20 protein-coding genes, 1 pseudogene and 1 riboswitch are annotated in these 22,405 nt (G+C 60.9%); of the genes and pseudogenes, 11 read left to right on the top strand and 10 right to left on the bottom strand.

The features are described 5' to 3' along the window. Positions 1–30: 30 nt before the first annotated feature. Positions 31–1,194 (bottom strand): 1-acyl-sn-glycerol-3-phosphate acyltransferase, encoded by a 1,164-nt coding sequence (locus BM026_RS14830; protein WP_170856024.1) that lies wholly within the window; start codon positions 1,192–1,194, stop codon positions 31–33. A gap of 132 nt (positions 1,195–1,326) precedes the next feature. Between BM026_RS14830 and BM026_RS14825 the strand changes: the two genes are divergently transcribed. Genes BM026_RS14825 through BM026_RS14815 form a run of 3 tightly spaced genes read left to right on the top strand, consistent with a single transcriptional unit; the run spans position 1,327 to position 2,438 of the window. Beyond that, positions 1,327–1,509 (top strand): CPXCG motif-containing cysteine-rich protein, encoded by a 183-nt coding sequence (locus BM026_RS14825; protein ID WP_071491166.1) that lies wholly within the window; start codon positions 1,327–1,329, stop codon positions 1,507–1,509. Between the two features lie 11 nt (positions 1,510–1,520). Continuing rightward, positions 1,521–1,781, top strand: coding sequence for a putative signal transducing protein (locus BM026_RS14820; RefSeq protein ID WP_071491167.1), 261 nt, complete (start codon positions 1,521–1,523; stop codon positions 1,779–1,781). 36 nt (positions 1,782–1,817) lie between these two features. Next, complete coding sequence (locus tag BM026_RS14815) at positions 1,818–2,438, top strand: SOS response-associated peptidase (protein WP_071491168.1); 621 nt, start codon at positions 1,818–1,820, stop codon at positions 2,436–2,438. On the opposite strand, the gene BM026_RS29610 is transcribed toward BM026_RS14815, so the two are convergent. Then, entirely contained in the window at positions 2,435–3,178 is a 744-nt protein-coding gene (locus BM026_RS29610; RefSeq protein ID WP_371914415.1) for a methyl-accepting chemotaxis protein, read from the bottom strand. The two genes, BM026_RS14815 and BM026_RS29610, sit on opposite strands and share 4 nt — an antisense overlap. 114 nt (positions 3,179–3,292) lie before the next feature. After that, positions 3,293–3,493, bottom strand: a pseudogene (locus BM026_RS29605) (HAMP domain-containing protein); the annotation flags it as partial. Between the two features lie 1,319 nt (positions 3,494–4,812). On the opposite strand from BM026_RS29605, the gene BM026_RS14805 reads away from it, so the two are divergent. Continuing rightward, entirely contained in the window at positions 4,813–5,631 is an 819-nt protein-coding gene (locus BM026_RS14805) for a M48 family metallopeptidase (protein WP_071491170.1), read from the top strand. 52 nt (positions 5,632–5,683) lie between these two features. Here BM026_RS14805 and BM026_RS14800 read toward each other — a convergent pair whose 3' ends face one another. From BM026_RS14800 to BM026_RS14790, 3 genes are all read right to left on the bottom strand, one after another. Then, positions 5,684–6,268: a TMEM165/GDT1 family protein gene (locus BM026_RS14800; protein WP_004372026.1), complete on the bottom strand. Its 585-nt coding sequence runs from the start codon at positions 6,266–6,268 to the stop codon at positions 5,684–5,686. An 89-nt stretch (positions 6,269–6,357) separates the two neighbouring features. Next, a riboswitch (yybP-ykoY riboswitch) is annotated at positions 6,358–6,477 on the bottom strand. Between the two features lie 51 nt (positions 6,478–6,528). Continuing rightward, complete coding sequence (locus BM026_RS14795) at positions 6,529–7,527, bottom strand: class I SAM-dependent methyltransferase (protein WP_071491171.1); 999 nt, start codon at positions 7,525–7,527, stop codon at positions 6,529–6,531. A 30-nt stretch (positions 7,528–7,557) separates the two neighbouring features. Beyond that, complete coding sequence (locus BM026_RS14790) at positions 7,558–8,523, bottom strand: 2-hydroxyacid dehydrogenase (RefSeq protein ID WP_093529161.1); 966 nt, start codon at positions 8,521–8,523, stop codon at positions 7,558–7,560. 84 nt (positions 8,524–8,607) lie between these two features. On the opposite strand from BM026_RS14790, the gene BM026_RS14785 reads away from it, so the two are divergent. From BM026_RS14785 to BM026_RS14765, 5 genes are all read left to right on the top strand, one after another. Beyond that, entirely contained in the window at positions 8,608–9,240 is a 633-nt protein-coding gene (locus tag BM026_RS14785) for a LysE family translocator (protein ID WP_093119803.1), read from the top strand. Positions 9,241–9,371: 131 nt separating this feature from the next. Further along, positions 9,372–11,054: a fatty acid--CoA ligase gene (locus tag BM026_RS14780; RefSeq protein ID WP_093529158.1), complete on the top strand. Its 1,683-nt coding sequence runs from the start codon at positions 9,372–9,374 to the stop codon at positions 11,052–11,054. Between the two features lie 332 nt (positions 11,055–11,386). Continuing rightward, positions 11,387–13,246 carry a DUF1302 domain-containing protein gene (locus BM026_RS14775; RefSeq protein WP_093119797.1) on the top strand — a complete coding sequence of 620 codons (1,860 nt, stop codon included), beginning with the start codon at positions 11,387–11,389 and terminating at the stop codon, positions 13,244–13,246. A 28-nt stretch (positions 13,247–13,274) separates the two neighbouring features. Beyond that, positions 13,275–14,639: a DUF1329 domain-containing protein gene (locus BM026_RS14770; RefSeq protein ID WP_025855569.1), complete on the top strand. Its 1,365-nt coding sequence runs from the start codon at positions 13,275–13,277 to the stop codon at positions 14,637–14,639. A gap of 241 nt (positions 14,640–14,880) precedes the next feature. Then, positions 14,881–17,610: a winged helix-turn-helix domain-containing protein gene (locus BM026_RS14765; RefSeq protein WP_093529155.1), complete on the top strand. Its 2,730-nt coding sequence runs from the start codon at positions 14,881–14,883 to the stop codon at positions 17,608–17,610. Here the strand turns inward: BM026_RS14765 and BM026_RS14760 are convergent. Then, entirely contained in the window at positions 17,607–18,878 is a 1,272-nt protein-coding gene (locus BM026_RS14760) for a type II toxin-antitoxin system HipA family toxin (RefSeq protein WP_093512461.1), read from the bottom strand. The two genes, BM026_RS14765 and BM026_RS14760, sit on opposite strands and share 4 nt — an antisense overlap. Then, a complete protein-coding gene (locus BM026_RS14755; protein ID WP_092240778.1) occupies positions 18,878–19,345 on the bottom strand; it encodes a helix-turn-helix domain-containing protein in 468 nt (155 codons plus the stop codon). Before BM026_RS14755 ends, BM026_RS14760 begins: the two co-directional genes overlap by 1 nt. Before the next feature lie 136 nt (positions 19,346–19,481). Between BM026_RS14755 and BM026_RS14750 the strand changes: the two genes are divergently transcribed. Both BM026_RS14750 and BM026_RS14745 read left to right on the top strand, forming a co-directional pair. Continuing rightward, positions 19,482–20,126 (top strand): MBL fold metallo-hydrolase, encoded by a 645-nt coding sequence (locus BM026_RS14750; RefSeq protein ID WP_093529152.1) that lies wholly within the window; start codon positions 19,482–19,484, stop codon positions 20,124–20,126. Positions 20,127–20,317: 191 nt separating this feature from the next. Further along, entirely contained in the window at positions 20,318–21,091 is a 774-nt protein-coding gene (locus BM026_RS14745) for a YiaD family glycine zipper/OmpA-like lipoprotein (RefSeq protein ID WP_058422961.1), read from the top strand. Between the two features lie 61 nt (positions 21,092–21,152). Here BM026_RS14745 and BM026_RS14740 read toward each other — a convergent pair whose 3' ends face one another. Beyond that, complete coding sequence (locus tag BM026_RS14740; RefSeq protein WP_012722284.1) at positions 21,153–21,734, bottom strand: BON domain-containing protein; 582 nt, start codon at positions 21,732–21,734, stop codon at positions 21,153–21,155. After that, positions 21,731–22,324: a phosphoheptose isomerase gene (locus BM026_RS14735; protein ID WP_007904374.1), complete on the bottom strand. Its 594-nt coding sequence runs from the start codon at positions 22,322–22,324 to the stop codon at positions 21,731–21,733. The genes BM026_RS14740 and BM026_RS14735 overlap by 4 nt, the downstream gene beginning before the upstream one ends. Positions 22,325–22,405 lie beyond the last annotated feature (81 nt).

The raw sequence follows: 22,405 nt of genomic DNA, 5'->3' as shown, positions 1-22,405 counted from the left end.
CTTGCCCCCTCCCAGATTTGGAGCGGTGTTTTACAGAGGAATGCCGGCCTTGACCCGATACTGATTGCGCACCGGCGTCGCATATTGCACCACCAGGAACGGCCGGTGCTCAGCCGGGCAGTCATTCAGACGTCGCTCCCACTCCGCCTTCGCCTTGGCCAGTTCATCAGCCGGGAACACTTCGGCCGCCGTCGGCACCTGCAATTGCGGGTCGGCGTCGCTCCACTGGGCGTAGGCCAGGTAATGCACCGGGAACAACCGGTAGCCCCCCAGAATCTGCCGGTCCATTTCTGCGGCCAGCAACTTGGTGTCTTCGAAACGCTCGGTAATCGGCGGCGCGAAGTTAATGTGCACGCGACCCTTGTAGCCGGTGATGCCCAGGGCAATGCTCACATCATCTTCGCCCTGCGCCTTGACGTAGGTGCCGGTGGTCGCGCGGATGTACAGCTCGCGGGCCTTGGCTGAATCACACGGGTCGTATTCGTAGCTGATGGACACCGGCGTCAGGTTCAGCGACTGGATCACCTCGGCAAACGGCTCGTCCTTGCGGCTGACGTGGAACATCTTGAGGATCGCCGACTCGGTACGGTCATCTCCATCCTTGGCGCGCCCTTCGGCCTGGGCGATCCAGATCGACGCACCGTCGTTGCGGATCGAATGGTTGATGTAGGCCGACAGCAGCTGATACGCCGCCATCTTCTCTTTGCGCCCGGTGATCGAGCGGTGCACGATGAAACTCTTGTTCAGGCGCATCAGGTCGCTGACAAACGGCTTTTGCAGCAGGTTGTCGCCAATGGCGATGCGAGGTGTCGGCAGGCCGGCGTGGTATACCGCATAGTTGACGAAGGCCGGGTCCATCACGATATCGCGGTGGTTGGCCAGGAACAGGTAGGCGGTGCCGGACTTGAGCTGCTCGACCCCGGTGTAGGTCACGCCGTCGGTCGCCCGGTCAATGGTGTGGTCGACGTAGTACTCGACTTTGTCCTGCAGCGTGGCCACGGTGGTGACGCCGGCGAATTCACGGCGCAGTTTGCGGGCGATCATCGGCTTGAGCAGCCATCCCAGGGCGCCGGCGAAGCGCGGGAAGCGGAAGTGGGTCAGGATGTCCAGAAAGGCCTTGTCACTGAACAGACGTGCCAGCACTGCCGGGACTTCGCTGTCGTTGTAAGGTCGGATGGTATCGAATTCGCCCATCATGCTCTCTTGTTAGAAACGGCTAGGGTAAGTAAAGGAAATACCAGGGTGCGGCCCGAGTAATGGGCTCGGCCAAAAATAGCCCTGTAAATAGACCGGCGATTATACGCACAAGTCACCTTGGAGGCTGCGATGCTGGAAAACGCGACGTACGATTGTCCTTATTGCGGTGAAGTGGTCGAGACAACGGTGGATTTGTCCGGGGGGGATCAGGTTTATATAGAGGACTGCCAGGTGTGCTGCCGACCGATCATTTTCGATCTGCAGGTACATGGCGAAGAATGGATGCTTGAAACCCGTAGTGAAAACGAATAGCGGGGACGCTGATGCAACGAATCTACGAACCGGAAAACCTGATGGAGGGCGAGCTGCTGCAACAGATGCTCGCCAGCGAAGGTATCGAGGCGCACCTGGTGGGGCGTCATTTGCTCGGTGGCACCGGCGAATTGCCCATCTTCGGCCTGCTGGGCCTGGAGGTGGACAATGACCGCGCCCTGTACGCCCGCGAGTTGATTACCGCCTATATCGGCGCACAACCGTTGCCGGGCGACGAACCCGACAGCTTCCCCGACGTGCTGGTCTGTTAGGCTGTCGGTCGGTTTACCCAAGAGTCGTGTTACCCCATGTGTGGACGTTATGCCCTGTTTCGCTGGACCCCCGCTTTTGCTGCCCTGCCGGGCTTTCCGGCCGACCAGCAGGCCCAGTGGAACATTTCCCCGAATGATTCTGTGCTGATCCAGCGCGCCGCCGACGGCCAGCGCACCCTGGCTCGCGCCCGCTGGGGGCTCACCCCGCCCTGGTTGACCGATCTTTCCCGTACCCCCGCCCACGCCCGCGCCGAAACCCTGGCCGAACAGCCGATGTTTCGCGAAGCGTTCCGCCAGCGTCGCTGCCTGCTACCGGCCAATGGGTTCTACGAATGGCGTGGCACCCAGCGCAAGCGCCCGTACTGGCTGACACCGGGGGAGGGCTCCACGTTGTTTTTTGCCGCGATCTGGGAGGCCTACCCGGTGCAGGAACAGGTGTGGCTGAGCACCGCGGTAGTGACCCAGGCCGCGCAGGCCCAGCGTCGGCCACTGATTCTGGATGAGGCCGGACAGGCAGCCTGGCTCGACCCCGAGACGCCGTTGCATGTGTTGCAAGGCCTGCTGGCCAGCGAGCCGAGCGCGTTGCGCGAGCGGGTCCTGGCCAACATGGTCAATGATCCCAAGCTTAACGGGCCGGAGTGCCTGACCCCGGCTTAAACCTTGAACTGATTGATCAGCCGGCGCTGCTGCTCGGCCAACTTGGTCAAGTCTGCACTGGCCGCACTGGATTCATCCGCGCCGCCCGCCACTTCATTGGCCACCTGGCCGATATTGATCACGTTGCGATTGATGTCCTCGGCCACCGCGCTCTGCTCCTCGGCGGCACTGGCGATCTGGGTGTTCATGTCGTTGATCACCGACACCGCCTGGGTGATGGTCTCCAGTGCTTCGGCCGCCTTGGCCGCGTGTTGCACGCTTTCATCGGTGCGGTTCTGGCTGTCCTCCATCACCCGCACCACATCCCGCGTGCCTTGTTGCAACTGCTGGATCATGGTCTGGATTTCTTCAGTGGCCTTTTGCGTCTTCTGCGCCAGGTTGCGCACTTCGTCGGCGACCACGGCAAAACCACGACCTTGCTCGCCGGCCCGCGCCGCCTCGATGGCGGCGTTGAGTGCCAGCAGGTTGGTCTGCTCGGCAATCCCGCGAATCGCCGTGAGGATGGCGTTGATGTTTTCGCTGTCCTTGGCCAGGGTTTGCACCACACCGACGGCCTTGCCGATTTCCTCGGCGAGCGTGCCGATGGAGGTGGAGGTGTCAAGCACAATACGCATGCCCTGGCTCGCGGCCTGGTCGGCATGGCTGGCGGCCTGTGCGGCTTGGGTGGCATTGCGTGCAACGTCTTGCGCAGTGGCGGTCATCTCATGCACGGCGGTGGCGACCTGGTCGATCTCCACCATCTGTTTATGCACACCCTGGTTGGTACGGATCGCGATATCAGCGGTGTGCTCCGACGAGTCGCTGACCTTCTGCACCGAACTCACCACCTGGGTGATCATGCCTTGCAGCTTGATCAGGAAGGTGTTGAAACCGTTGGCAATCGCGCCCAGTTCGTCGGCGCGATCACTGGTCAGGCGCCGCGTCAGGTCACCTTCGCCCTGGGCGATGTCATTGAGCATCGCGACCATTTGCTTGAGTGGCCGGGCGATGCCGTGGCCTACCAGCCAGATCACCAGCAGGCCGATACCGGCGATCAGCAGGCCGGCGATGGTCATGCCGAAAATATCGGTCCTGCGTTGGGTTTCCAGGTCGCTTTGCAGTTTCTGCGAGTCGGCCATTACGGCACTCAAAGGCAGCTGCATCATCAAGGTCCAGCGCGCATCGGTCTGGCCGATGTTGAACGGCAGGAACAACTCGATATGCCCGTGCTCCTTGTCGATGTCGTAGCGCACTTCGCCGATTTTCAGCTGGCCGAGGTTGGCCAGTTCATTGCTGTCGAGCAGGTCGCTGGCCTTTTCGCCGAGTTTGCTGGCGTCCTGGGTGTAGGCTACCAGGCGGCCGTTGCTGGAGATCAGCGCCAGTTCACCGGCACCGTTGTAGAGTTTCTGGTCGGCCCCGGTCAGCATGTCCTGGATGAAGTTCACCGACAGGTCGGCGCCGACGATCCCCTGGAACGTGCCATCGATCATGATTGGCTCGATAAACGAGGCCAGCATCACCATCGCGTTGCCCACCTTGTAGGGCGCGGGGTCGATGACACAGGCCTTTTTGCTTTCCTTGGAGCACAGGTAGTACTCGCTGGCGCGCACGCCTGTGGAGAGGATTTTCTGGTCGGCCACGTCGGCCAGTTTATCCATGCCCAGGCTGCCATCTGCGTTGCGGTACCACCACGGCAGGAAACGTCCGTCGGCGCCCATGCCGACAATCGGGCTGTTCACGTAGGCCGCGTCGTTGTGATCGATAGCGTTGGGCTCCCAGCCGATGTAGGCGCCGAGGATTTTTGGATTGCGTACCACGGTTTCGTGCAGCAGGTTGATCAGTTGCTCGCGGCCAATCTGCAGAGCGGGTTCACCCTTCGCGTCTTTCATGCCGAGCAGTGCGTTGGTAGTGGCCAGGCTTTTGGCGGTTACCAACGGCGCTTCCAATTCACGCTGGATCAGCGTGGCCTGGGTTTGCGCCAGGGCGGTGAGGCGCTGTTCGATAATCTGTTCGAACTGCACCTGGGTGCGCTTCTGCACCATCTCCTGAGTGCGTGCGCCGGCAAACAAGGCGTAGAGCACCAGCACCGCCACTACGCTCAGGACAATGGCCCCGGCCAGGGCCGCGACAGAAAATTGAATCGACTTGAATTTCATGAAAGCTCCGGGCGCAGGGGAGAGGGCCTGTCTTGTGTATCGGCCGAGGGCGAGGTGGGCATGAGGGGGGCGCCGGCAAAATAGGGGGCTGTGTCGCAAACAGAATGCTCGGCGCCGCCGCTGACATGTGAGATGTATCGGAAAATCAGCGGTTACATGTCTGGTGTATCTGGCGTCGATACAAATGTGCGCCTACGATACGCGCCATGTTTAAGGGCTTGCTATCAGGGAGAGTATTGATGAAGAAGTCATTGGTGATAAGTGGTTTGGTCGCGGCGATGCTGCTGGCCGGGTGTCAGTCGGTCAATACCACCAGCGGCGGTGCTGTCGGGGTAGAGCGCAAGCAGTACATGTTCAGCATGCTGTCGAGCCAGGAAGTCGACCAGATGTATGCCCAGTCCTACCAGCAGACCCTGGGGGAGGCCAGCAGCAAGGGCCAACTGGACAAGACCAGCGCCAACGCCAAGCGCGTGCAGGCCATCGCCAACCGCTTGATCGCCCAGGCGCCGACGTTTCGTGCGGATGCGGCGCAGTGGAAGTGGGAAGTGAACCTGATCAAGAGCGATGAGATGAACGCCAACTGCGGGCCTGGCGGCAAAATCTTCGTGTACAGCGCGTTGATCGACAACCTCAAGCTCACCGATGACGAGCTGGCCGCCGTGATGGGCCATGAAATCGCCCACGCCTTGCGTGAGCATGGCCGCGAAGCCATGTCCAAGGCCTACGGGATCGAGATGGCCAAGCAGGGGGCCGGTGCGTTGTTCGGCCTCGGCCAGGACAGCCTGGCCCTGGCCGATACCGTGGCCAACTACGGCATGACCTTGCCCAACAGCCGCAGCAATGAAAACGAAGCGGACCTGATCGGCCTGGAGCTGGCGGCCCGTGCCGGCTACAACCCGAACGCGGCGATTACGCTGTGGAACAAGATGGCCAAGGCTTCGGAAGGCGCACCACCGGAGTTCATGAGTACTCACCCGGCTTCCGACAGCCGAATCGCCTCGTTGCAGGCGGCGATTCCGAAGGTGATGCCGTTGTACCAGCAGGCCAAGAAATCCTGACCTTTTGAAGATCTAAATGTGGAAGGGGGCAAGCCCCCTCCCACAGGAACCCTTAGATCCACCCGCTGCTTTGCATGGCTTTGTACACGGCCACAATGGCCAGGATGAAAAACGCTGTAGCGGCCAAGCGACGAATCAACGTCAACGGCAGTTTCTCCGCCGCGAAATTCCCCGCCAAAACCACCGGCACGTTGGCAATCAGCATGCCCAGGGTGGTGCCGATGATCACCAGCCACAGCTCCGGATACTGCGCCGCCAGCATCACCGTGGCGATCTGCGTCTTGTCACCGATTTCCGCCAGGAAGAACGCGATCAGTGTGGTCAGGAACGGCCCGAATTTGCGTGTGGTGCTGGCTTCGTCATCGTCGAGTTTGTCCGGCACCAAGGTCCACAGCGCCGTGGCGCAGAAGCTTGCCGCCAGGATCCAGTGCAACACCGCATCCGAGAAGAAACTTCCGAACCACGCCCCCACGGCACCGGCCGCCGCATGGTTGGCCAGGGTCGCGGCAACGATGCCGGCGATGATCGGCCAGGGTTTGCGAAAGCGTGCGGCAAGGATGAGCGCGAGCAGTTGCGTCTTGTCGCCGATTTCGGCCAAGGCAACGATTGCGGTGGGTACGAGCAATGAATCCAGCATCAGGTAGGTTTCCAGGGGCGGGTCGACACGGCTATGACACGTACAGCCTTCCCGCCCCGGGTAAGGTGTGCGTGTCATAGGTCTTGTCAAACCCCGGTCCGTCTGTGCGGACTCCTGGGTCGCATACGCCATGGTCTGCTGACCAAGTATGTTGACGTATGCCGGACGAGCGTGGCGCTCGTGGGAGACTACTCCCCTAGGACGCTGCGGATTCTGCCTAGGCAAAATCCATTCGGCAAGCCTTCTTTTTCAAACGCCCGTCAGCCGCGCTTGGCACGGTAGATGCGAAAACCGTTGCCTTCGGCCTTCACCGCACACACGCCCAGATGCTCTTCGATCAAAGGCTGGTACTTCAGGAAGCTGTTGGCAACCAGGCGAAGTTCGCCGCCCTTTGCCAGGTGTTTCGCCGCTTTTCGCAGCAGATTCTCGGTGGCGAAATAATCGGTATGCACACCGACATGGAACGGTGGATTGCTCAGGATCGCGTTCAAACCCATCGGTGCCGCGTCGATGCCATCGCCGGTCAATACCTCGGCTTCCAGACCATTGGCGGCCAGGGTCAAGCGACTGCTGGCGGCGGCGAAGGCGTCCACGTCGAGCATCGTCACCGTGTTGTGCGGATAGCGCCGTTTGACCGCAGCCCCCAGCACCCCTGCGCCGCAACCAAAGTCCAGCAGATGTCCGCTCGGCAGTTTGTCCAGGTGCTCCAGCAGCAGCTCGGTGCCGCGATCCAGACGGCCGTGGCTGAACACCCCCGGCAAGCTCACTACCTTCAGCGGGCCTTCGGTCAATGGCACTTCGAAGACCTGCGCCAGGCTCTCCAACTCGACCGCTTGGGGGGCGTTGACCACGGTGATCTGCCACAGTTGGCAATGCCGCGCGCTGTCGAGTTTGCGCGGTTTGCCGAAGGGGATTAGCTGTTTGGCGGCGCTTTCGATCCCGGCCTTTTTCTCGCCGACCAGGAACAGCTCGGCGCCGGGCAAACGGGCGGCCACGGCGTTGAGCAGATAGTCGGTCAGGTCCTTGGACTTGGGCAGGAAGATCACCGCTGTATCAAACGCCCTGTCAGGCACGTTCACGCCAAACTGGCTGCGCTCAGGGAAACGTGCGTCGAGTGCCGCCTGGTCGCCGGCGTGCCAGCTCCAGCCGTGGGCGTTGGGCAGGCGACCGAGCAGATCGTCGGCGGGCAAGCCCACCAACAGCAGGTTGCCTTGAAAAAGTTCGGCCTGGCGAAGCAGTACTTCACTGCGCGGATCCATGGTCTGCTCCTTGAAAAGGGGCGCAGTTTATCAACTGACGACGCGCAGCGGGGCCCCACTGAAGAAGCTCCGGGCGTTTTCCGCCAGTTGGCCGACGATGCGCTGCCGCGCTTCGCGACTGCCCCAAGCGTTGTGCGGGGTCACGATCAGCCGAGGGATGTCACCGGCCAACAGCGGATTGCCATCCACCGGCGGCTCCACGCTCAGTACATCGGTGGCCGCGCCGCCCAGATGGCCGCTGCGCAAGGCGTCCGCCAGGGCCTGCTCATTGATCAAGCCACCGCGCGCGGTGTTGACCACAAACGCGCCGGGCTTGAGCAGCGCCAGTTCGCGAGCGCCGATAAAGTCGCGGGTGTGTTCGTTGAGCGGGCAGTGCAGGGTGAGCGCGTCGACCTGCGCCAGCAGTTCATCCAGTGGCACGCGGTCGGCGCGGGCAGGCCGCCCCGGAATCGCACCCAGCACCACACGCATGCCGAAGGCTTCGGCCAGGCGCGCCACGGCGCCGCCCAGTTCACCGTGGCCGAGCAGGCCGAGGGTCTTGCCTTCGAGTTCGACAATCGGGTGGTCCAGCAGGCAGAACTGCCTGGCCTGTTGCCATTTGCCGGCGCTCACATCCCGTTGATAATCCTTCAAGCGCGTCGCCAGGTTGAGCAACAGCATGATCGTGTGCTGGGCCACCGACGGCGTGCCGTAGCCCTGGCAGTTGCTCACGGTGATGCCGTGGGCGCGGGCGGCGTCGAGGTCGACGTTGTTGGTGCCGGTGGCTGAAACCAGGATCAGCTTGAGCTCCGGGCAGGCCGCCAGGGTCGCGGTATTGAGGGCGATTTTGTTACTGATCACCACGTGGGCGCCTTGCACGCGTTCAACCACGTTCTGCGGTGTGGTGTCGGTAAACAACTGCAACTCGCTGAAGCTGTTGCGCAATTCGCTGAGGTCAAGGTCCCCCAGGTCCAGGGACGGGTGATCAAGGAAGACGGCGCGGCGATTGTTCGTCATCAACTGTACCTTTTGCGACAGGGTTCGAAGGCGTAATCTGCCGAGCCTATCAGATGAAATAATCCGTTACTTAATGGAGTGAGTATGTACGCCGCCGAGTTCTTGACCGTAGCTCTGATTCACTTGTTGGCGGTGGCCAGCCCCGGCCCGGATTTCGCGGTGGTGGTGCGTGAAAGCGTGACCCACGGCCGCCGCGCCGGTACCTGGACCGCACTGGGCGTGGGCTCGGCGATTTTCCTGCACGTGGGCTACTCGTTGCTCGGCATCGGCTTGATCGTGTCCCAGTCCATCGTGCTGTTCAACGCACTCAAGTGGGCGGCGGCGGCCTACCTGCTGTACATCGGCTTCAAGGCCCTGCGCGCGCAGCCGGCCAAGCCACCTGTTGAAGGTGAGTTGCACCGCGAGGCGGGCGAACGCACCCCGCGTGGGGCGTTCACTGCTGGTTTTGTGACCAATGGCCTGAACCCCAAGGCCACCTTGTTCTTCCTGTCGTTGTTCACCGTGGTGATCAACCCGCACACCCCGCTGGCGATTCAGGCCTGTTACGGTGTGTACCTGGCGGTGGCGACGGCGCTGTGGTTCTGCCTGGTGGCGATGTTGTTCAGCCAGCAGCGCGTGCGTGCGGGGTTTGCGCGGATGGGGCATTGGTTCGATCGGACCATGGGCGCGGTGTTGATTGCGATTGGGGTCAAGCTGGCCTTCACCAGCATGAAATAAGCCGGATGCTGGCGCAAAGCTAGCATTCGCTGGGGTCTGCAAATCATTCCTTTGGCTGATTTGGCTGAAACATAAGGTCTCTAAAGTGCAGGTCTTCAAGCCAAGACCGTGCAGTCAGAAAAGGGATTCGTATGTTGCAGACCCGTGTTATCCCGCCCGCCGAAGGTGCGTACCAATACCCGCTGTTGATCAAACGCCTGTTGATGTCCGGCACCCGCTATGAAAAGACCCGGGAGATCATCTACCGCGACAGACTGCGTTACACCTACCCGACCCTGATCGAGCGCGTTGCGCGCCTGGCCAACGTGCTGACTGACGCCGGGGTCAAGGCCGGTGATACCGTGGCGGTGATGGACTGGGACAGTCACCGTTACCTGGAATGCATGTTCGCCATCCCGATGATCGGCGCGGTGATCCACACCATCAACGTGCGCCTCTCGCCGGAACAGATCCTCTACACCATGAACCACGCCGAGGACCGCTTCGTGCTGGTCAACAGCGAGTTCGTGGGGCTTTACCAGGCGATTGCCGGGCAGCTCACCACCGTCGACAAGACCCTGCTGCTCACCGATGGCGAGGCCAAGACTGCCGAGCTGCCCAACCTGGTGGGCGAGTACGAAACCCTGCTGGCCGCCGCCAGCCCGAAGTACGACTTCCAGGACTTCGACGAAAATTCCGTCGCCACCACCTTCTACACCACCGGCACCACCGGCAACCCCAAGGGCGTGTATTTCACCCATCGCCAACTGGTGCTGCACACCATGGGCGTGGCGACCATCATGGGCAGCGTCGACAGTGTGCGCCTGCTGGGCACCAACGATGTGTACATGCCAATCACGCCGATGTTCCACGTGCACGCCTGGGGCCTGCCGTATGTGGCGACCATGCTCGGCCTGAAACAGGTCTACCCCGGTCGATACGACCCGGAATACCTGGTGGAGCTGTGGCGCAAGGAAAAGGTCACCTTCTCCCACTGCGTGCCGACCATCCTGCAGATGGTGCTCAACGCCAAGGCCGCCCAGGACGTGGATTTCGGTGGCTGGAAAATTGTCATCGGCGGCAGTGCGCTCAACCGTTCGCTGTACGAAGCGTCCAAGGCCCGTGGCATTCAGTTGACTGCGGCCTATGGGATGTCCGAGACCGGGCCGCTGGTGTCCTGCGCCCACCTCAACGAAGAATTGATGGCGGGCACCGAGGATGAGCGCACCACGTACCGCATCAAGGCCGGCGTGCCCGGGCCGTTGGTAGAAGCGGCGATCATCGACGGCGACGGCAACTTCCTGCCCGCCGATGGCGAGTCCCAGGGCGAGCTGGTATTGCGTGCGCCGTGGCTCAGCGAGGGTTATTTCAACGAGCCGCAAAAGGGCGCCGAGCTGTGGGCGGGCGGTTGGATGCACACCGGCGACGTGGCGACCCTGGATGCCTTTGGGGTGATTGATATCCGCGACCGCATCAAGGACGTGATCAAGACCGGCGGCGAATGGATCTCGTCCCTGGCGCTCGAAGACCTGGTCAGCCGTCACCCGGCGGTACGCGAAGTAGCGGTGGTGGGCATTGCCGACCCGCAGTGGGGCGAACGCCCATTTGCCTTGCTGGTGGTGCGTGATGGCCATGTGATAGGCGCTCGTGAGCTCAAGGAACACCTCAAGCCGTTCGTGGAACTGGGCCACTTGAGCAAGTGGGCGATTCCGAGCCAGATTGCCGTTGTTACTGAAATTCCCAAGACGAGCGTAGGAAAACTCGACAAAAAACGTATCCGTATCGACATCATCGAATGGCAGGCCAACAACAGCACGTTCCTGTCCACCCTGTGAGCTGATTCGCCGCGCCCTTGTGGCACGGCAATGCTCTATCTCGCGCCTTGACTTGTGATTTGCCGATTTTCAGCCATCCTTGCCGCGTCGGCCTTCGCCGACGTGGCGAAAGGGTCGTGGCAGACGGGTCGGTGATGCAAATCACACTTTAGAGGGATCAAGCACTACCCCCTGCTGGCTATAGTCCCTTCCAGAGTTTTTCACGGATGTTCCGCTTCGGGCCATGGGGGCTCGGCTGCCGAGCGGCATTGGAATCGTTGTATTCCGGCCGTTACACGCATCACAGAAAGAACTCACTGCCATAACAATAAAATGCACATGGAGTAGCGTCGATGACCTCAGTAAACCAGTTCTGGCGCCGGGCAAGACTGCCCCTGGCCGTCAGTCTCGCTTCTACGCTCGCCGGGCCCGCATTCGGCGTCAGTTTCAACATTGGTGAAATCGAAGGGAGCTTTGACTCGTCGCTTTCCGTGGGGGCGAGCTGGTCGACGGCCAAGCCCAACAAAGATCTCATTGGTGCGAACAACGGTGGTCGTGGCCTGTCCCAGACTTCCGATGACGGCCACCTTAACTTCAAGCGCGGTGAGACCTTCTCGAAGATCTTCAAGGGCATCCATGATTTGGAACTGAAGTACGGAGACACCGGTGTTTTTGTACGAGGCAAGTACTGGTATGACTTTGAGCTAAAGGACGAAAGTCGCCCCTTCAAGGACATCAGTGACAACAACCGTAAAGAAGGCGCCAAGTCCTCTGGCGGGCAGATCCTCGATGCCTTCATCTACCACAACTACAACATTGCCGATTTGCCGGGCAACGTGCGCTTCGGCAAGCAGGTGGTGAGCTGGGGTGAAAGTACCTTCATCGGCGGCGGCATCAACTCCATCAACCCGATCGACGTGTCTGCGTTCCGTCGTCCGGGGGCTGAGATCAAGGAAGGCTTGATTCCGGTCAACATGTTCTACGTGTCGCAAACCCTGACCGATAACCTGTCGGCGGAAGCGTTCTATCAGTTGGAGTGGGACCAGACCGTTACCGATAACTGCGGTACATTCTTCTCGCAGCCTGACGTGATATCTGACGGTTGCAGCGATAACCTGCGAGTGCTCAACAAGCGCTCGACCATTCCGGGTGCCGCTTTACCGACCTTGAATGCCCTGGGTGTAGACGTCAATAACGAAGGTGTACTGGTACGTCGTGGTCCCGACCGTGATGCGCGGGACAGTGGCCAATTTGGCGTGGCCATGCATTACAACTTCGAGCCGCTGGATACCGAGTTCGGCGCTTACTTCATGAACTATCACAGCCGTGCACCGATCTTCAGTGCTCAAGGTGCACCGTCGTCCGCTTATACCCGTCCGCTGGGGCCGCTGGCTGCGCTGCGTCCGCTGATCGTAGCCGGTAGCTCGAACTACTTCGTCGAGTACCCGGAAGATATCCGCCTCTACGGCCTGAGCTTCTCCACCACCCTACCTACGGGCACGGCCTGGAGCGGTGAGTTGAGCTACCGGCCGAATGCGCCTGTGCAACTGAGCACGACCGATATCCTGTATGCCGGTGTCACGCCCATTCCTGGCTTTGGCAATGCGTCCGTGCTGAAAGGGACGCCTGGCCAGGATTTGCATGGCTATAACCGCAAGGAAGTGACTCAGTTCCAGACCACCTTCACGCACTTCTTCGATCAGGTGATGGGCGCCAGCCGCTTGACAACCGTCGGTGAGATTGGTGTGACCCATGTGGGCGGCTTGGAAAGCAAGTCCGAGGCCCGTTACGGTCGTGATCCGGTGTTTGGCCCAGGTAGTCTGCCAGGTGGGTTTTGCAACGCCCTCAACAACTCGACGGCCACCGGCGCCGGTCTTCCCAATGCGGCAGGTTTGAACACCAACTGCAACAACGACGGTTACACCACCGCCACCTCCTGGGGCTACCGCGCCCGCGCCATCTGGGAATACCCGGACGTGTTCGCAGGCGTCAACCTCAAGCCAAACGTGGCGTGGTCCCACGACGTCAAAGGTTACTCGCCAGGCCCTGGCGGTAACTTCGAAGAAGGTCGCAAGGCGGTCAGCCTGGGCCTGGATGCCGAGTATCAGAACACCTACACCGCCAGCCTGGCCTACACCAACTTCTTTGGTGGCAAGTTCAGTACGGTGGATGACCGCGACTTTGTCGCTTTGAGCTTCGGCGCCAACTTCTAAGCACACTGCATTTCAGGAAGACCAGAACATGAAAATAACCAAAAGTCTGTTGCACGTGGGTGTGCTTGGGCTGTCGATCCTGGCGAGTAACGTCATGGCGGCAGTCTCGGCGGATGAAGCTGCCAAGCTGGGCACGACCCTGACCCCGATGGGCGCCGAAATGGCCGGCAACGCTGCCGGCACCATTCCAAAGTGGTCGCCACTGCCCACCAACGCCGGCGCCGTCGACGCCCGTGGGTTCCTGGCTAACCCGTACGCCAGTGAGCAACCGCAATTCACCATCACTGCAGCGAACGTCGAGCAATACAAGGACAAGCTGGCGCCGGGGCAGTACGCGATGTTCAAGCGCTACCCGGAAACCTTCAAGATGCCGGTCTACCCGACCCATCGCGGCGCCACAGTGCCGGCGGATGTGTTTGCGGCCATCAAGAAGAACGCCACCACCACCAACCTGGTGTCCGGCGGCAACGGCCTGGAAAACTTTGAAACCGCCGTGCCGTTTCCGATTCCCAAAAGCGGCGTCGAGGTGATCTGGAACCACATCACCCGCTATCGCGGTGGCAGCGTGACCCGCCTGGTGACCCAGGCCACGCCGCAAACCAACGGTTCCTACAGCCTGGTGTACTTCCGCGACCAATTTGTGTTCCGCGACAAGATGAAAGACTTCGACCCGAAAAACCCGGGCAACGTGCTGTTCTACTTCAAGCAGCAAGTGACCGCGCCGGCGCGTCTGGCCGGTGGTGTGCTGCTAGTGCACGAAACCCTGGACCAGGTGAAGGAGCCGCGTTCGGCGTGGGTCTACAACGCCGGCCAGCGCCGTGTGCGCCGGGCGCCGCAAGTGTCCTATGACGGCCCGGGTACTGCGGCCGACGGCTTGCGTACCTCCGACAACCTCGACATGTACAACGGTGCGCCGGATCGCTACGACTGGAAGCTGGAAGGCAAGAAAGAGATCTACATCGCCTCCAACAGCTACAAGATCGACGATCCCAAGCTCAAGTACGCCGACATCATCAAGGCCGGCCACATCAACCAGGACCTGGCTCGCTACGAGCTGCGCCGTGTCTGGCACGTGGTCGCGACCTTGAAGGAAGGCCAGCGCCACATTTACGCCAAGCGTGACTTCTTCATCGACGAAGACACCTGGCAAGCAGCGGTCATTGACCACTACGACGGCCGTGGCCAACTGTGGCGTGTCGCCGAAGCCCATGCCGAGAACTACTACGACAAGCAAGTGCCGTGGTACGCCCTGGAAACCCTCTACGATCTGCAGTCCGGCCGCTACCTGGCACTGGGCATGAAGAACGAAGAGAAGCAGGCGTATGACTTCGGCTTCACTGCGACCACCAGCGACTTCACCCCGGCGGCCCTGCGCCAGGATGGTGTTCGCTAAGCTGCACGCGTAACTCAATGTGGGAGGGGCGGTGCGACGATTCGACTTGCCCCCGATAGCGGTGTGACAGTCAAACAGTGCATTGACTGATCCGCCGCCATCGGGGGGCAAGCTTCCTCCCACATTTTTTGTCGCAGTTCTTTTTCAGTCATTTGTAGCAAAGATCTACAAACCTGCCGCTTTTACCGCTAGTCTGCGGACATCTGCAATGCCGACCACAGCCTTCTACAAGAGCCCGGCGATGACTGATCTGTCCCGAATCCAAGGGCCTGCCAGTGCGGTAATCCCGACCCTGGAAGGTCGCTTCTACAGGCCACCCCTGCCTGACGGCTACGTGCTGCGACCGCGCTTGTGCGAACGCCTGAGCGCCGGGCTGGACGGGCGCCTGTTGCTGGTCAGCGCGCCGGCCGGGTTCGGCAAGAGTTCGTTGGCGGTGGAGTTCTGCCAGAGCCTGCCGGCCCATTGGCAAAGCCTGTGGTTGGGCCTGAGTCCGCGGGACAACGACCCCGGTCGTTTCCTCGAGCGTCTGCTCGATGGTTTGCAGCAATTCTTCACGCAACTCGGCGCCCAGTCCCTGGGCTTGCTGAAAATGCGCCAGCGTCATCAACCCTTTGCCTTTGAAGAATGGCTGGACGGCCTGCTCGACGAGCTGGCCGTGCACCTGTCCACCCGTGCGCCGCTGTTGCTGGTACTGGATGACTATCACCTGGCCCAAGGGCCGGTGCTTGACCGCTGCCTGCAGTTTTTCCTCAATCATCTGCCCGATGGTCTGGTGGTGATGGTGACCAGTCGCCAACGTCCGGACTGGCATCTGGCGCGGCTGCGTCTATCGCGCCACCTGCTGGAACTGAATGAACAGGACCTGCGCCTGACGCACGACGAATCCCTGGCGGTGCTGGATCGCCACAGCAACTCCCTGCGCGGCGAAGCCCTCGACAACCTGATCCGCCGCAGCGAAGGCTGGGTCGCCGGCCTGCGCTTCTGGTTGCTGGCCGCCTCTGAGGCCGGTAGCGACGGCACCTTGCCGCAAAGCCTGAATGGCGGGGAAGGGCTGATCCGCGACTATCTGCTTGAAGAAGTGATCGACTGTCTGCCGGCCGAAGTACAGGCGTTTTTGTACGATACAGCCCCGCAGGATCGTTTTTGCAGCGAACTCTGTGATGCTGTGCGTGAAGCCCACGACAGCGCCGAAATCCTGCGTTACCTGCAAGCCCACCAAGTCTTTCTGGTGCCGCTGGACGAGCAGGGCCACTGGTACCGTTATCACCATCTGTTTTCCGACCTGCTGCGCACGCGGCGCGCCAGCAGCCATGTACTGCCGGCCGCCAGCCTGCACCTGCGTGCGTGCCGCTGGTTCAACGCCCAGGGCTTGATCGATGAGGCGGTGGAACAGGCGTTGCGCGCCGGCCACCTGGATGTGGCGGCCAACCTGGTACAGAACCTGTCCGAAGAACAACTGCTGGCCGAGCAAAACGTGGGCATGTTGCTGCGCTGGAAAATGGACCTGCCCGACAGTCTGCTGATCAGCACGCCACGTTTGATCGTGCTGTACAGCTGGGCGTTGGGCCTGGCTTGCCAGTTGGACGCGGCGGAAGAATTGTCCAGTTACCTCAGTCGCTTCCTGCCGGCACCGTCGGCCACCGCGCAAAAGTCGATGCTGGCCCAGTGGCTGGCGCTCAGCGGGATCATCGCCCGAGGCAGGGGGGATCGTGAGTTGACCCAACGCTATTGCAGCGAAGCGTTGGAAAGCCTACCGCAACGGCGTTACGGCCAGCGCCTGATGTGCCTGTCGACGCTCTCCAACCTGGCCATCGTCGATGCCGACCTATGGCGCGCCCGTGGTTTGAATCGCGAATCCCTGGAACTGGCGCAGCGGGTCGGCAACCCGTTGTTCGAGGCCCTGGCCCATTATGACCGTGCGCGGGTGTTGCAGGCGCGCGGTGAAATCCTGCGTTCCCTGGATGAAGTGCGCCAGGGCTTGCAGCGCCTGCATGGCCTGGCGCCGCAGCGCTTGTACGCGGTGCGTGCGCGGTTGTCGCTCTACGAAGGTTTTTTGCTGTTGGTGCGCCTCCAGCCTGAAGCCGGTCTCGCTCGCTTGCGCGCCGGTCTCGCCGAAGCCCGGGCTTGCCGCGATATCAGCGTGTTGATCGGTCATTGCGTGATCGCCAGTTTCGAAGGGCGTCGGGGTCAATTCGCCACGGCGTTCGCCGAGCTTGCCGAGGCGGAGCGCCTGATGCATATCTGGGACGTGCCACCGATCTACTACCTGGCGATGATTACCCTGATCAAGTGCGAGCTGTGGTTGGCCCAGGGCCGCACCGACCTGGCCGACGCCTGGCTGACCCGCCTGGGGCAGACCTACAACGGCGAACACGCCGCCGCCGCGCCAGAATTCCATCCGCACCTGCCCCAGCATATCGGGTTGCAACAGGCTGCGTTGGACGCCACGCGCCACCAGCCCGCTGCGGCGCTGCAACGCCTTGATGAACTGGCGCAGCAGGCGCATAGCAGCGGGCGCCAGATGATCGCCCTCATGGCGCTGACCCAGCAGGCGCATTTACTGTTGGACAGCGGCCAGGAGGCCAAGGCGCGTCCGCTGCTGGCACAGGCGCTGGAGGCGGGGGCCGGTGGCGCGTTGCAACCCTTCCAGCGTCTGCTGGAAAACCACCCGGACTGGATGCGCGAGCAACTCGCCAGAGATCCCCATGCCCTCTTGAACGAGAGCCTGCTGGCGCTGTTGCCCGTCGCCTCGGTGGTGGAGACAGTGTCGATCCATGAAGCCTTGAGCGCACGGGAGCTGGCGGTGCTGCAACTGATCGCTCAGGGCTGTTCCAATCAGGAGATCAGTAATCGGCTGTTTATCTCCCTGCACACGGTCAAGACCCACGCCAGCCACATCAACAGCAAGCTGGGTGTTGAGCGGCGCACTCAGGCGGTGGCACGGGCGCAGGAGCTGAGGTTGATCGGCTAGGCCTGGGCTTTTGCGAAAGCCGCAGCCATGTAGTCTTGTTCTCGCAGTGAAAGACCAACCGCCTGAGCCACGGTCCTCCAATGGCTGACTGAGTTGATGCAGTCAGCGATGATTTCATCCGCCTTCCCGAGGTTCACACGGAAGAAACCGGCGACTTCTCTCGCCAGTTCCAGATCCAGCGCATTGTCGTATTCGGTAATATTGAGTTTCAGGCCATCTCCCAGTGGCGTGGGATTCAAGTCATACGCATCCGAAAGGCGCCATCCGTTGCCTGGCTCCAGGATAAAGCCATGATTACGCAAGTGGTCGTCGGTGTTTGAAACCAGGATATTGAACACGATGCGCGTCCACAGCTCTTGCAGATCCTGGTCGGTATTCGAGCCGCTGCGCATCAGCACTTCAGCCAGCTCCAGGTAGCTAGCGCCCGAGCTGGCGTCGTCACCATCGACTCGGCCAGTGAGCGTCATGGCGGATGCAAAGTGCAGACGGCCGCCTGCAGCCGTCCGGTCGAAACGTTTGACCATGAAGCAATGAAACTCGCTGGCATAGCGCTTGCCGATCGCCGAGGCGACCTTCAGGCCACAGGCCTTGGCCAGGGCGTTGACGACCAGCTCCCAGCCGCCCACATCGTAGGTGTCGCGGGTCGAGGGAAATTTGGCGATCCATAGATGGTTGTCGTGGTCGGCGACGCTGGCTTTTGGGCGTGCACCGCCCAGGGAGCCGCCGGGTGCAATCAACATGCGTAGCCATTGCCGGCCTTCTGGGGCCCGATTATCCGGGTCGTTTTCCAGCTCGCGACTGGCTCTTTCCAGCGTATGCAGCTCGACAAAAGGCGGCGCGGCAATGGTGTCCTGATCATCGAGAAAACTGCCGGTATCGTTCAGCCGGTAGCGTAGGGCGCCGGCGCGAAAGAGATCGTGTACGCCAAGCAGATAGTCCGACTCGCCGAGCCGAGTATTCGCGTCGTATAGTCCGTCGCGGATGTCGCGTTCCAGGCGTCGTTTCATCAGCAATCGCCCCCAGCGATCCGGGCAGGAGTCGCTGAAGACACCAAACATGTTTCGCCCCTCAACAGGGAACTGAGCGCCTGCATAGGGGCCGATGCCCGGGTCGATCCGAACGGCGTTCAGCGCCCGGTCTTGCAATGCCAGAGGGTCGCTTTCGTACTCGAACTTTTCGGTCACCCGGGTTTTTCTTGCGTGCAGCCAACCAAGGCGCCGGGGGCCGTCGATACCTTCCCAGTCGGCATAAACCCCAATCATGGTCATTACGTGTCTGTCCTTTGCCGTGGTGGGATCAGTGCGGCCAGTGCGTCGCTGCTGATCGTGCCCTTGTCGGGAGGGGGCGTAGGCTTTGACGGTAGTGGCTTCTTGCGGGCGGTGGCTTTGTTTCTTGTAACTTTCTCTGACTCCATCGGCTTATTCCTGCGCGACGCTGATGCCTTGCCCGTTAGCAGTGTTGAATCCTGCAGATGTCGACCCAGTTCATCGTCCGCTGCGACGGCGTTAAGGTCTTTTTCGAGGCCCAGCACCTGCAATATCGCCAGGTAAGCACCCATCGTGCTTCCTGAAGAGCCCCGCTCCAAGGCTCGAAGTGTCATCTGGGACATGCCGGCGCGCTCAGCTGCTTGCTTGGCAGTGATTTTTCGGCGCAGGCGCGCAAGTTTGATCCGCTCGCCGAAATCCGAAAGCAGGTGCTCGGTAGTGGGTAGCAATGGGGCGACTTTTTTTGCCATGCTATTATTCCTGCACTTTTTGGTGCGAAGTGCAAAATAATAGCACTTCTATTTCTTTGTAAAGTGCAATTATTCTGGCGATACAGGGCTCGGAACTATAGTTTAATTGCATTGATCACGATTCAGAGGCTCACCCATGACGCTCACGGCTCCCACGCTGATTCGCGAAACCTTCCCCGTAGGCCCCTTGCAGTGCAACTGCACCATCATCGGCGACCCCATCAGCAAAAAGGCCATCGTGGTCGACCCGGGCGGCAACCATGAGCTGATCCTGGCGCGGCTCGATGCCCTGGGCCTCAAGGTGGTCAGTATCATCCATACCCATGCCCATCTGGATCACTTCCTGGCGTCCGGCCAGTTGAAGGGGAAGACCGGTGCCACCTTGCACTTGCACAAAGAGGATCAATTCCTTTGGGACAATCTGGAAATGCAATGCCAGATGTTTCGCGTGCCCTACACCCCGGTGCCTTCGCCAGACCGCTGGCTGGAACATGATGAAGAGTTGGCCTGCGGGTGTGGCGTGGCATTGCACACCCCGGGGCATACGCCGGGCTCGATGAGCTTCTGGTTTGCCGATGCCAAGCTGCTGATTGCTGGCGACACCCTGTTCCGACGTGGTATCGGGCGTACGGATTTGTGGGGCGGCGACCAGGCGACCATCGTGCGTTCGATCAAGCAGCGGCTATACACGCTGGATGAGGGGGCGACCGTGGTGACCGGGCACGGCCCGGATACTCGACTGGGTGATGAAATGCGTGAGAACCCTTTTGTACGGGCGTGACAGATTAATTGCCGGGTAGGGCTGTTCTGTCAGAGGCAAGCGTTGCAGCAAAAACTCAGGTTGTGTTCAGCGTGCGTCTGCTACGGTTGCTGTAGCGACGGAATTTTTGCCGTTTGTCGTGTTCCAAACTCGGCACAGGTCCATTGCCAATGTCCTTTGCACCATAGAATGCAAAAGTAGGAGCTTCCTTCATGTTCACTTCGCGTCGTCTGCTTGTTGTTGCTACCGCCGTAGCCCTGTTATCCGGCTGCGCATCACCTAATCCTTATGACGGCAGCAGCCAGGGACAGGCGAGTAATGAATCCGGCGGTATGAGCAAGACCGCCAAGTACGGCGGCCTGGGTGCCCTGGCCGGTGCACTGGCGGGTGCGGCCATCGACCATAACAACCGTGGCAAGGGCGCGCTGATCGGTGCCGTGGTTGCAGGTGCCGGCGCAGCAGGTTACGGCTACTACGCCGATCAGCAGGAAAAGAAACTGCGCGAGAGCATGGCCAATACCGGGGTTGAAGTTCAGCGCCAGGGCGACCAGATCAAGCTGATCATGCCGGGCAACATCACCTTCGCCACCAACTCGGACGCGATCTCCAGCAGCTTCTACCAGCCGTTGAACAACCTGGCCAACTCGCTCAAGCAGTTCAACCAGAACACGATCCAGATCGTCGGTTATACCGACAGTACGGGCAGTCGTCAGTTGAACATGGACCTGTCCCAGCGTCGTGCGCAGAGCGTAGCCAACTACCTGACGTCCCAGGGCGTCAACGGTGCCAACCTGAGCGCACGCGGTGCCGGCCCGGATAACCCGATTGCCAGCAACGCCGACGTCAACGGCCGCGCCCAGAACCGTCGTGTGGAAGTCAACCTCGGCCCGATCCCGGGCCAGCAGTACGGCCAGCCAGGTGCTCAGCAACAGGCGCCACAGCAGAACAACCAGTTCCAGGGCAACCCGTACTCGCAGTACCAGTAAACATTCGCTAATAAAAAGGGCGCCTGTGAAAGGCGCCCTTTTTTGTGGCTGCGTGATTACATCAATCGATGTATTCGAACACCTTCACGATTTTCTGCACGCCGGACACACCTTGCACCAGGTTGGCTGCGCGAGTGGCTTCGGCCTGGGTCAGCAGGCCCATCAGGTAGACGATACCGTTGTCGGTCACGACCTTGATGCGCGAACCAGGGATCGCGTTATCGGTGAGCATCTGCGCCTTGATCTTGGTGGTCAGCAGGGCGTCGTTGCTGATGGCCAGCAGGGTGATCGGGTCCATCACCTGCAATTCGTTATGCACTTTCTTCACGCGCTGCACGGCAGCGGCGGCTTGCTCGGCCTGGGCCTTGAGGTCGGCGCGTGGCGTCTGGCCAGCGAGCAGTACGACGCCGTTGAAGCTGGTCACGACGATGCGCGAAGCGCCATTGCCCAGGTCTGGCGCGGCCTTGGCAACGTTGACCTCGACCTTGGTTTCGATCAGCGAGTCATCGATCTTGCTGCCGAAAGTGCGGGTGCCCTTGTCATCCTGAATAGGGGTGTCACGAGTCGCGGTGATGGCCGTGCTGCAGCCGCTGATAGCGAGGCACAGGGTGATGGCCAAAAGGCTGAGGCGGTTAACGGTCATTCTTCACTCCCAAACAGTTGGCTGTCGATCAGATCGCACAGGCAATGGATCGCCAGCAGGTGGACTTCCTGGATACGTGCGGTGACATTGGCCGGGACACGAATTTCCACGTCTTCAGGCAACAGCAGTGAGGCCATGCCGCCGCCATCGCGCCCGGTCAATGCTACGACAATCATTTCGCGATCATGTGCGGCCTGGATCGCTTGAATAATATTCGCCGAGTTGCCGCTGGTGGAAATCGCCAGCAGCACGTCACCCGGTTGACCCAGGGCGCGAATCTGCTTGGAGAAGATTTCGTTGTAGCTGTAGTCGTTGGCAATCGAGGTGATCGTCGACGAGTCGGTGGTCAAGGCAATGGCTGGCAGGCTTGGGCGCTCACGCTCGAAGCGGTTGAGCAGCTCGGACGAAAAATGCTGGGCATCGCCGGCCGAACCGCCGTTGCCGCACGAAAGCATTTTGCCCTCGTTGAGCAAGGCGTTGACCATGACCTGACTGGCTTGCTCGATGTGCGGTGCAAGTACGTCCATCGCCTGTTGCTTGGTGTCGATACTGGCCTGGAAAAGCTGGCGAATTCGGGATTGCATGTCCATCTGTGTGACCTTAAGTAGCGCGGCTGTTTGGCACAGGAATGTGCAGCCCGCAAAGCAAAGAGCAAAAGTGTGTGGTGAAGA

The sequence above is a fragment of the Pseudomonas sp. NFPP24 genome (genome assembly GCF_900112095.1).
Classification (GTDB): Bacteria; Pseudomonadota; Gammaproteobacteria; order Pseudomonadales; family Pseudomonadaceae; genus Aquipseudomonas; species Aquipseudomonas extremorientalis.
Note: the sequence above shows the minus strand (reverse complement) of the source record. Positions and strands in the feature narration are given on the sequence as shown.

Excerpts from the sequence above, each read along its gene's own strand:
- BM026_RS14750 (WP_093529152.1), top strand. The coding sequence starts at position 19,482 with ATGACGCTCACGGCTCCCACGCTGATTCGCGAAACCTTCCCCGTAGGC.
- BM026_RS14800 (WP_004372026.1), bottom strand. The coding sequence starts at position 6,268 with ATGCTGGATTCATTGCTCGTACCCACCGCAATCGTTGCCTTGGCCGAA.
- BM026_RS14770 (WP_025855569.1), top strand. The coding sequence starts at position 13,275 with ATGAAAATAACCAAAAGTCTGTTGCACGTGGGTGTGCTTGGGCTGTCG.
- BM026_RS14745 (WP_058422961.1), top strand. The coding sequence starts at position 20,318 with ATGTTCACTTCGCGTCGTCTGCTTGTTGTTGCTACCGCCGTAGCCCTG.
- BM026_RS14765 (WP_093529155.1), top strand. The coding sequence starts at position 14,881 with ATGACTGATCTGTCCCGAATCCAAGGGCCTGCCAGTGCGGTAATCCCG.
- BM026_RS14825 (WP_071491166.1), top strand. The coding sequence starts at position 1,327 with ATGCTGGAAAACGCGACGTACGATTGTCCTTATTGCGGTGAAGTGGTC.
- BM026_RS14785 (WP_093119803.1), top strand. The coding sequence starts at position 8,608 with ATGTACGCCGCCGAGTTCTTGACCGTAGCTCTGATTCACTTGTTGGCG.
- BM026_RS14740 (WP_012722284.1), bottom strand. The coding sequence starts at position 21,734 with ATGACCGTTAACCGCCTCAGCCTTTTGGCCATCACCCTGTGCCTCGCT.
- BM026_RS29610 (WP_371914415.1), bottom strand. The coding sequence starts at position 3,178 with ATGGTGGAGATCGACCAGGTCGCCACCGCCGTGCATGAGATGACCGCC.
- BM026_RS14735 (WP_007904374.1), bottom strand. The coding sequence starts at position 22,324 with ATGGACATGCAATCCCGAATTCGCCAGCTTTTCCAGGCCAGTATCGAC.
- BM026_RS14815 (WP_071491168.1), top strand. The coding sequence starts at position 1,818 with ATGTGTGGACGTTATGCCCTGTTTCGCTGGACCCCCGCTTTTGCTGCC.
- BM026_RS14760 (WP_093512461.1), bottom strand. The coding sequence starts at position 18,878 with ATGACCATGATTGGGGTTTATGCCGACTGGGAAGGTATCGACGGCCCC.
- BM026_RS14830 (WP_170856024.1), bottom strand. The coding sequence starts at position 1,194 with ATGGGCGAATTCGATACCATCCGACCTTACAACGACAGCGAAGTCCCG.
- BM026_RS14805 (WP_071491170.1), top strand. The coding sequence starts at position 4,813 with ATGAAGAAGTCATTGGTGATAAGTGGTTTGGTCGCGGCGATGCTGCTG.
- BM026_RS14780 (WP_093529158.1), top strand. The coding sequence starts at position 9,372 with ATGTTGCAGACCCGTGTTATCCCGCCCGCCGAAGGTGCGTACCAATAC.
- BM026_RS14795 (WP_071491171.1), bottom strand. The coding sequence starts at position 7,527 with ATGGATCCGCGCAGTGAAGTACTGCTTCGCCAGGCCGAACTTTTTCAA.
- BM026_RS14790 (WP_093529161.1), bottom strand. The coding sequence starts at position 8,523 with ATGACGAACAATCGCCGCGCCGTCTTCCTTGATCACCCGTCCCTGGAC.
- BM026_RS14820 (WP_071491167.1), top strand. The coding sequence starts at position 1,521 with ATGCAACGAATCTACGAACCGGAAAACCTGATGGAGGGCGAGCTGCTG.
- BM026_RS14775 (WP_093119797.1), top strand. The coding sequence starts at position 11,387 with ATGACCTCAGTAAACCAGTTCTGGCGCCGGGCAAGACTGCCCCTGGCC.
- BM026_RS14755 (WP_092240778.1), bottom strand. The coding sequence starts at position 19,345 with ATGGCAAAAAAAGTCGCCCCATTGCTACCCACTACCGAGCACCTGCTT.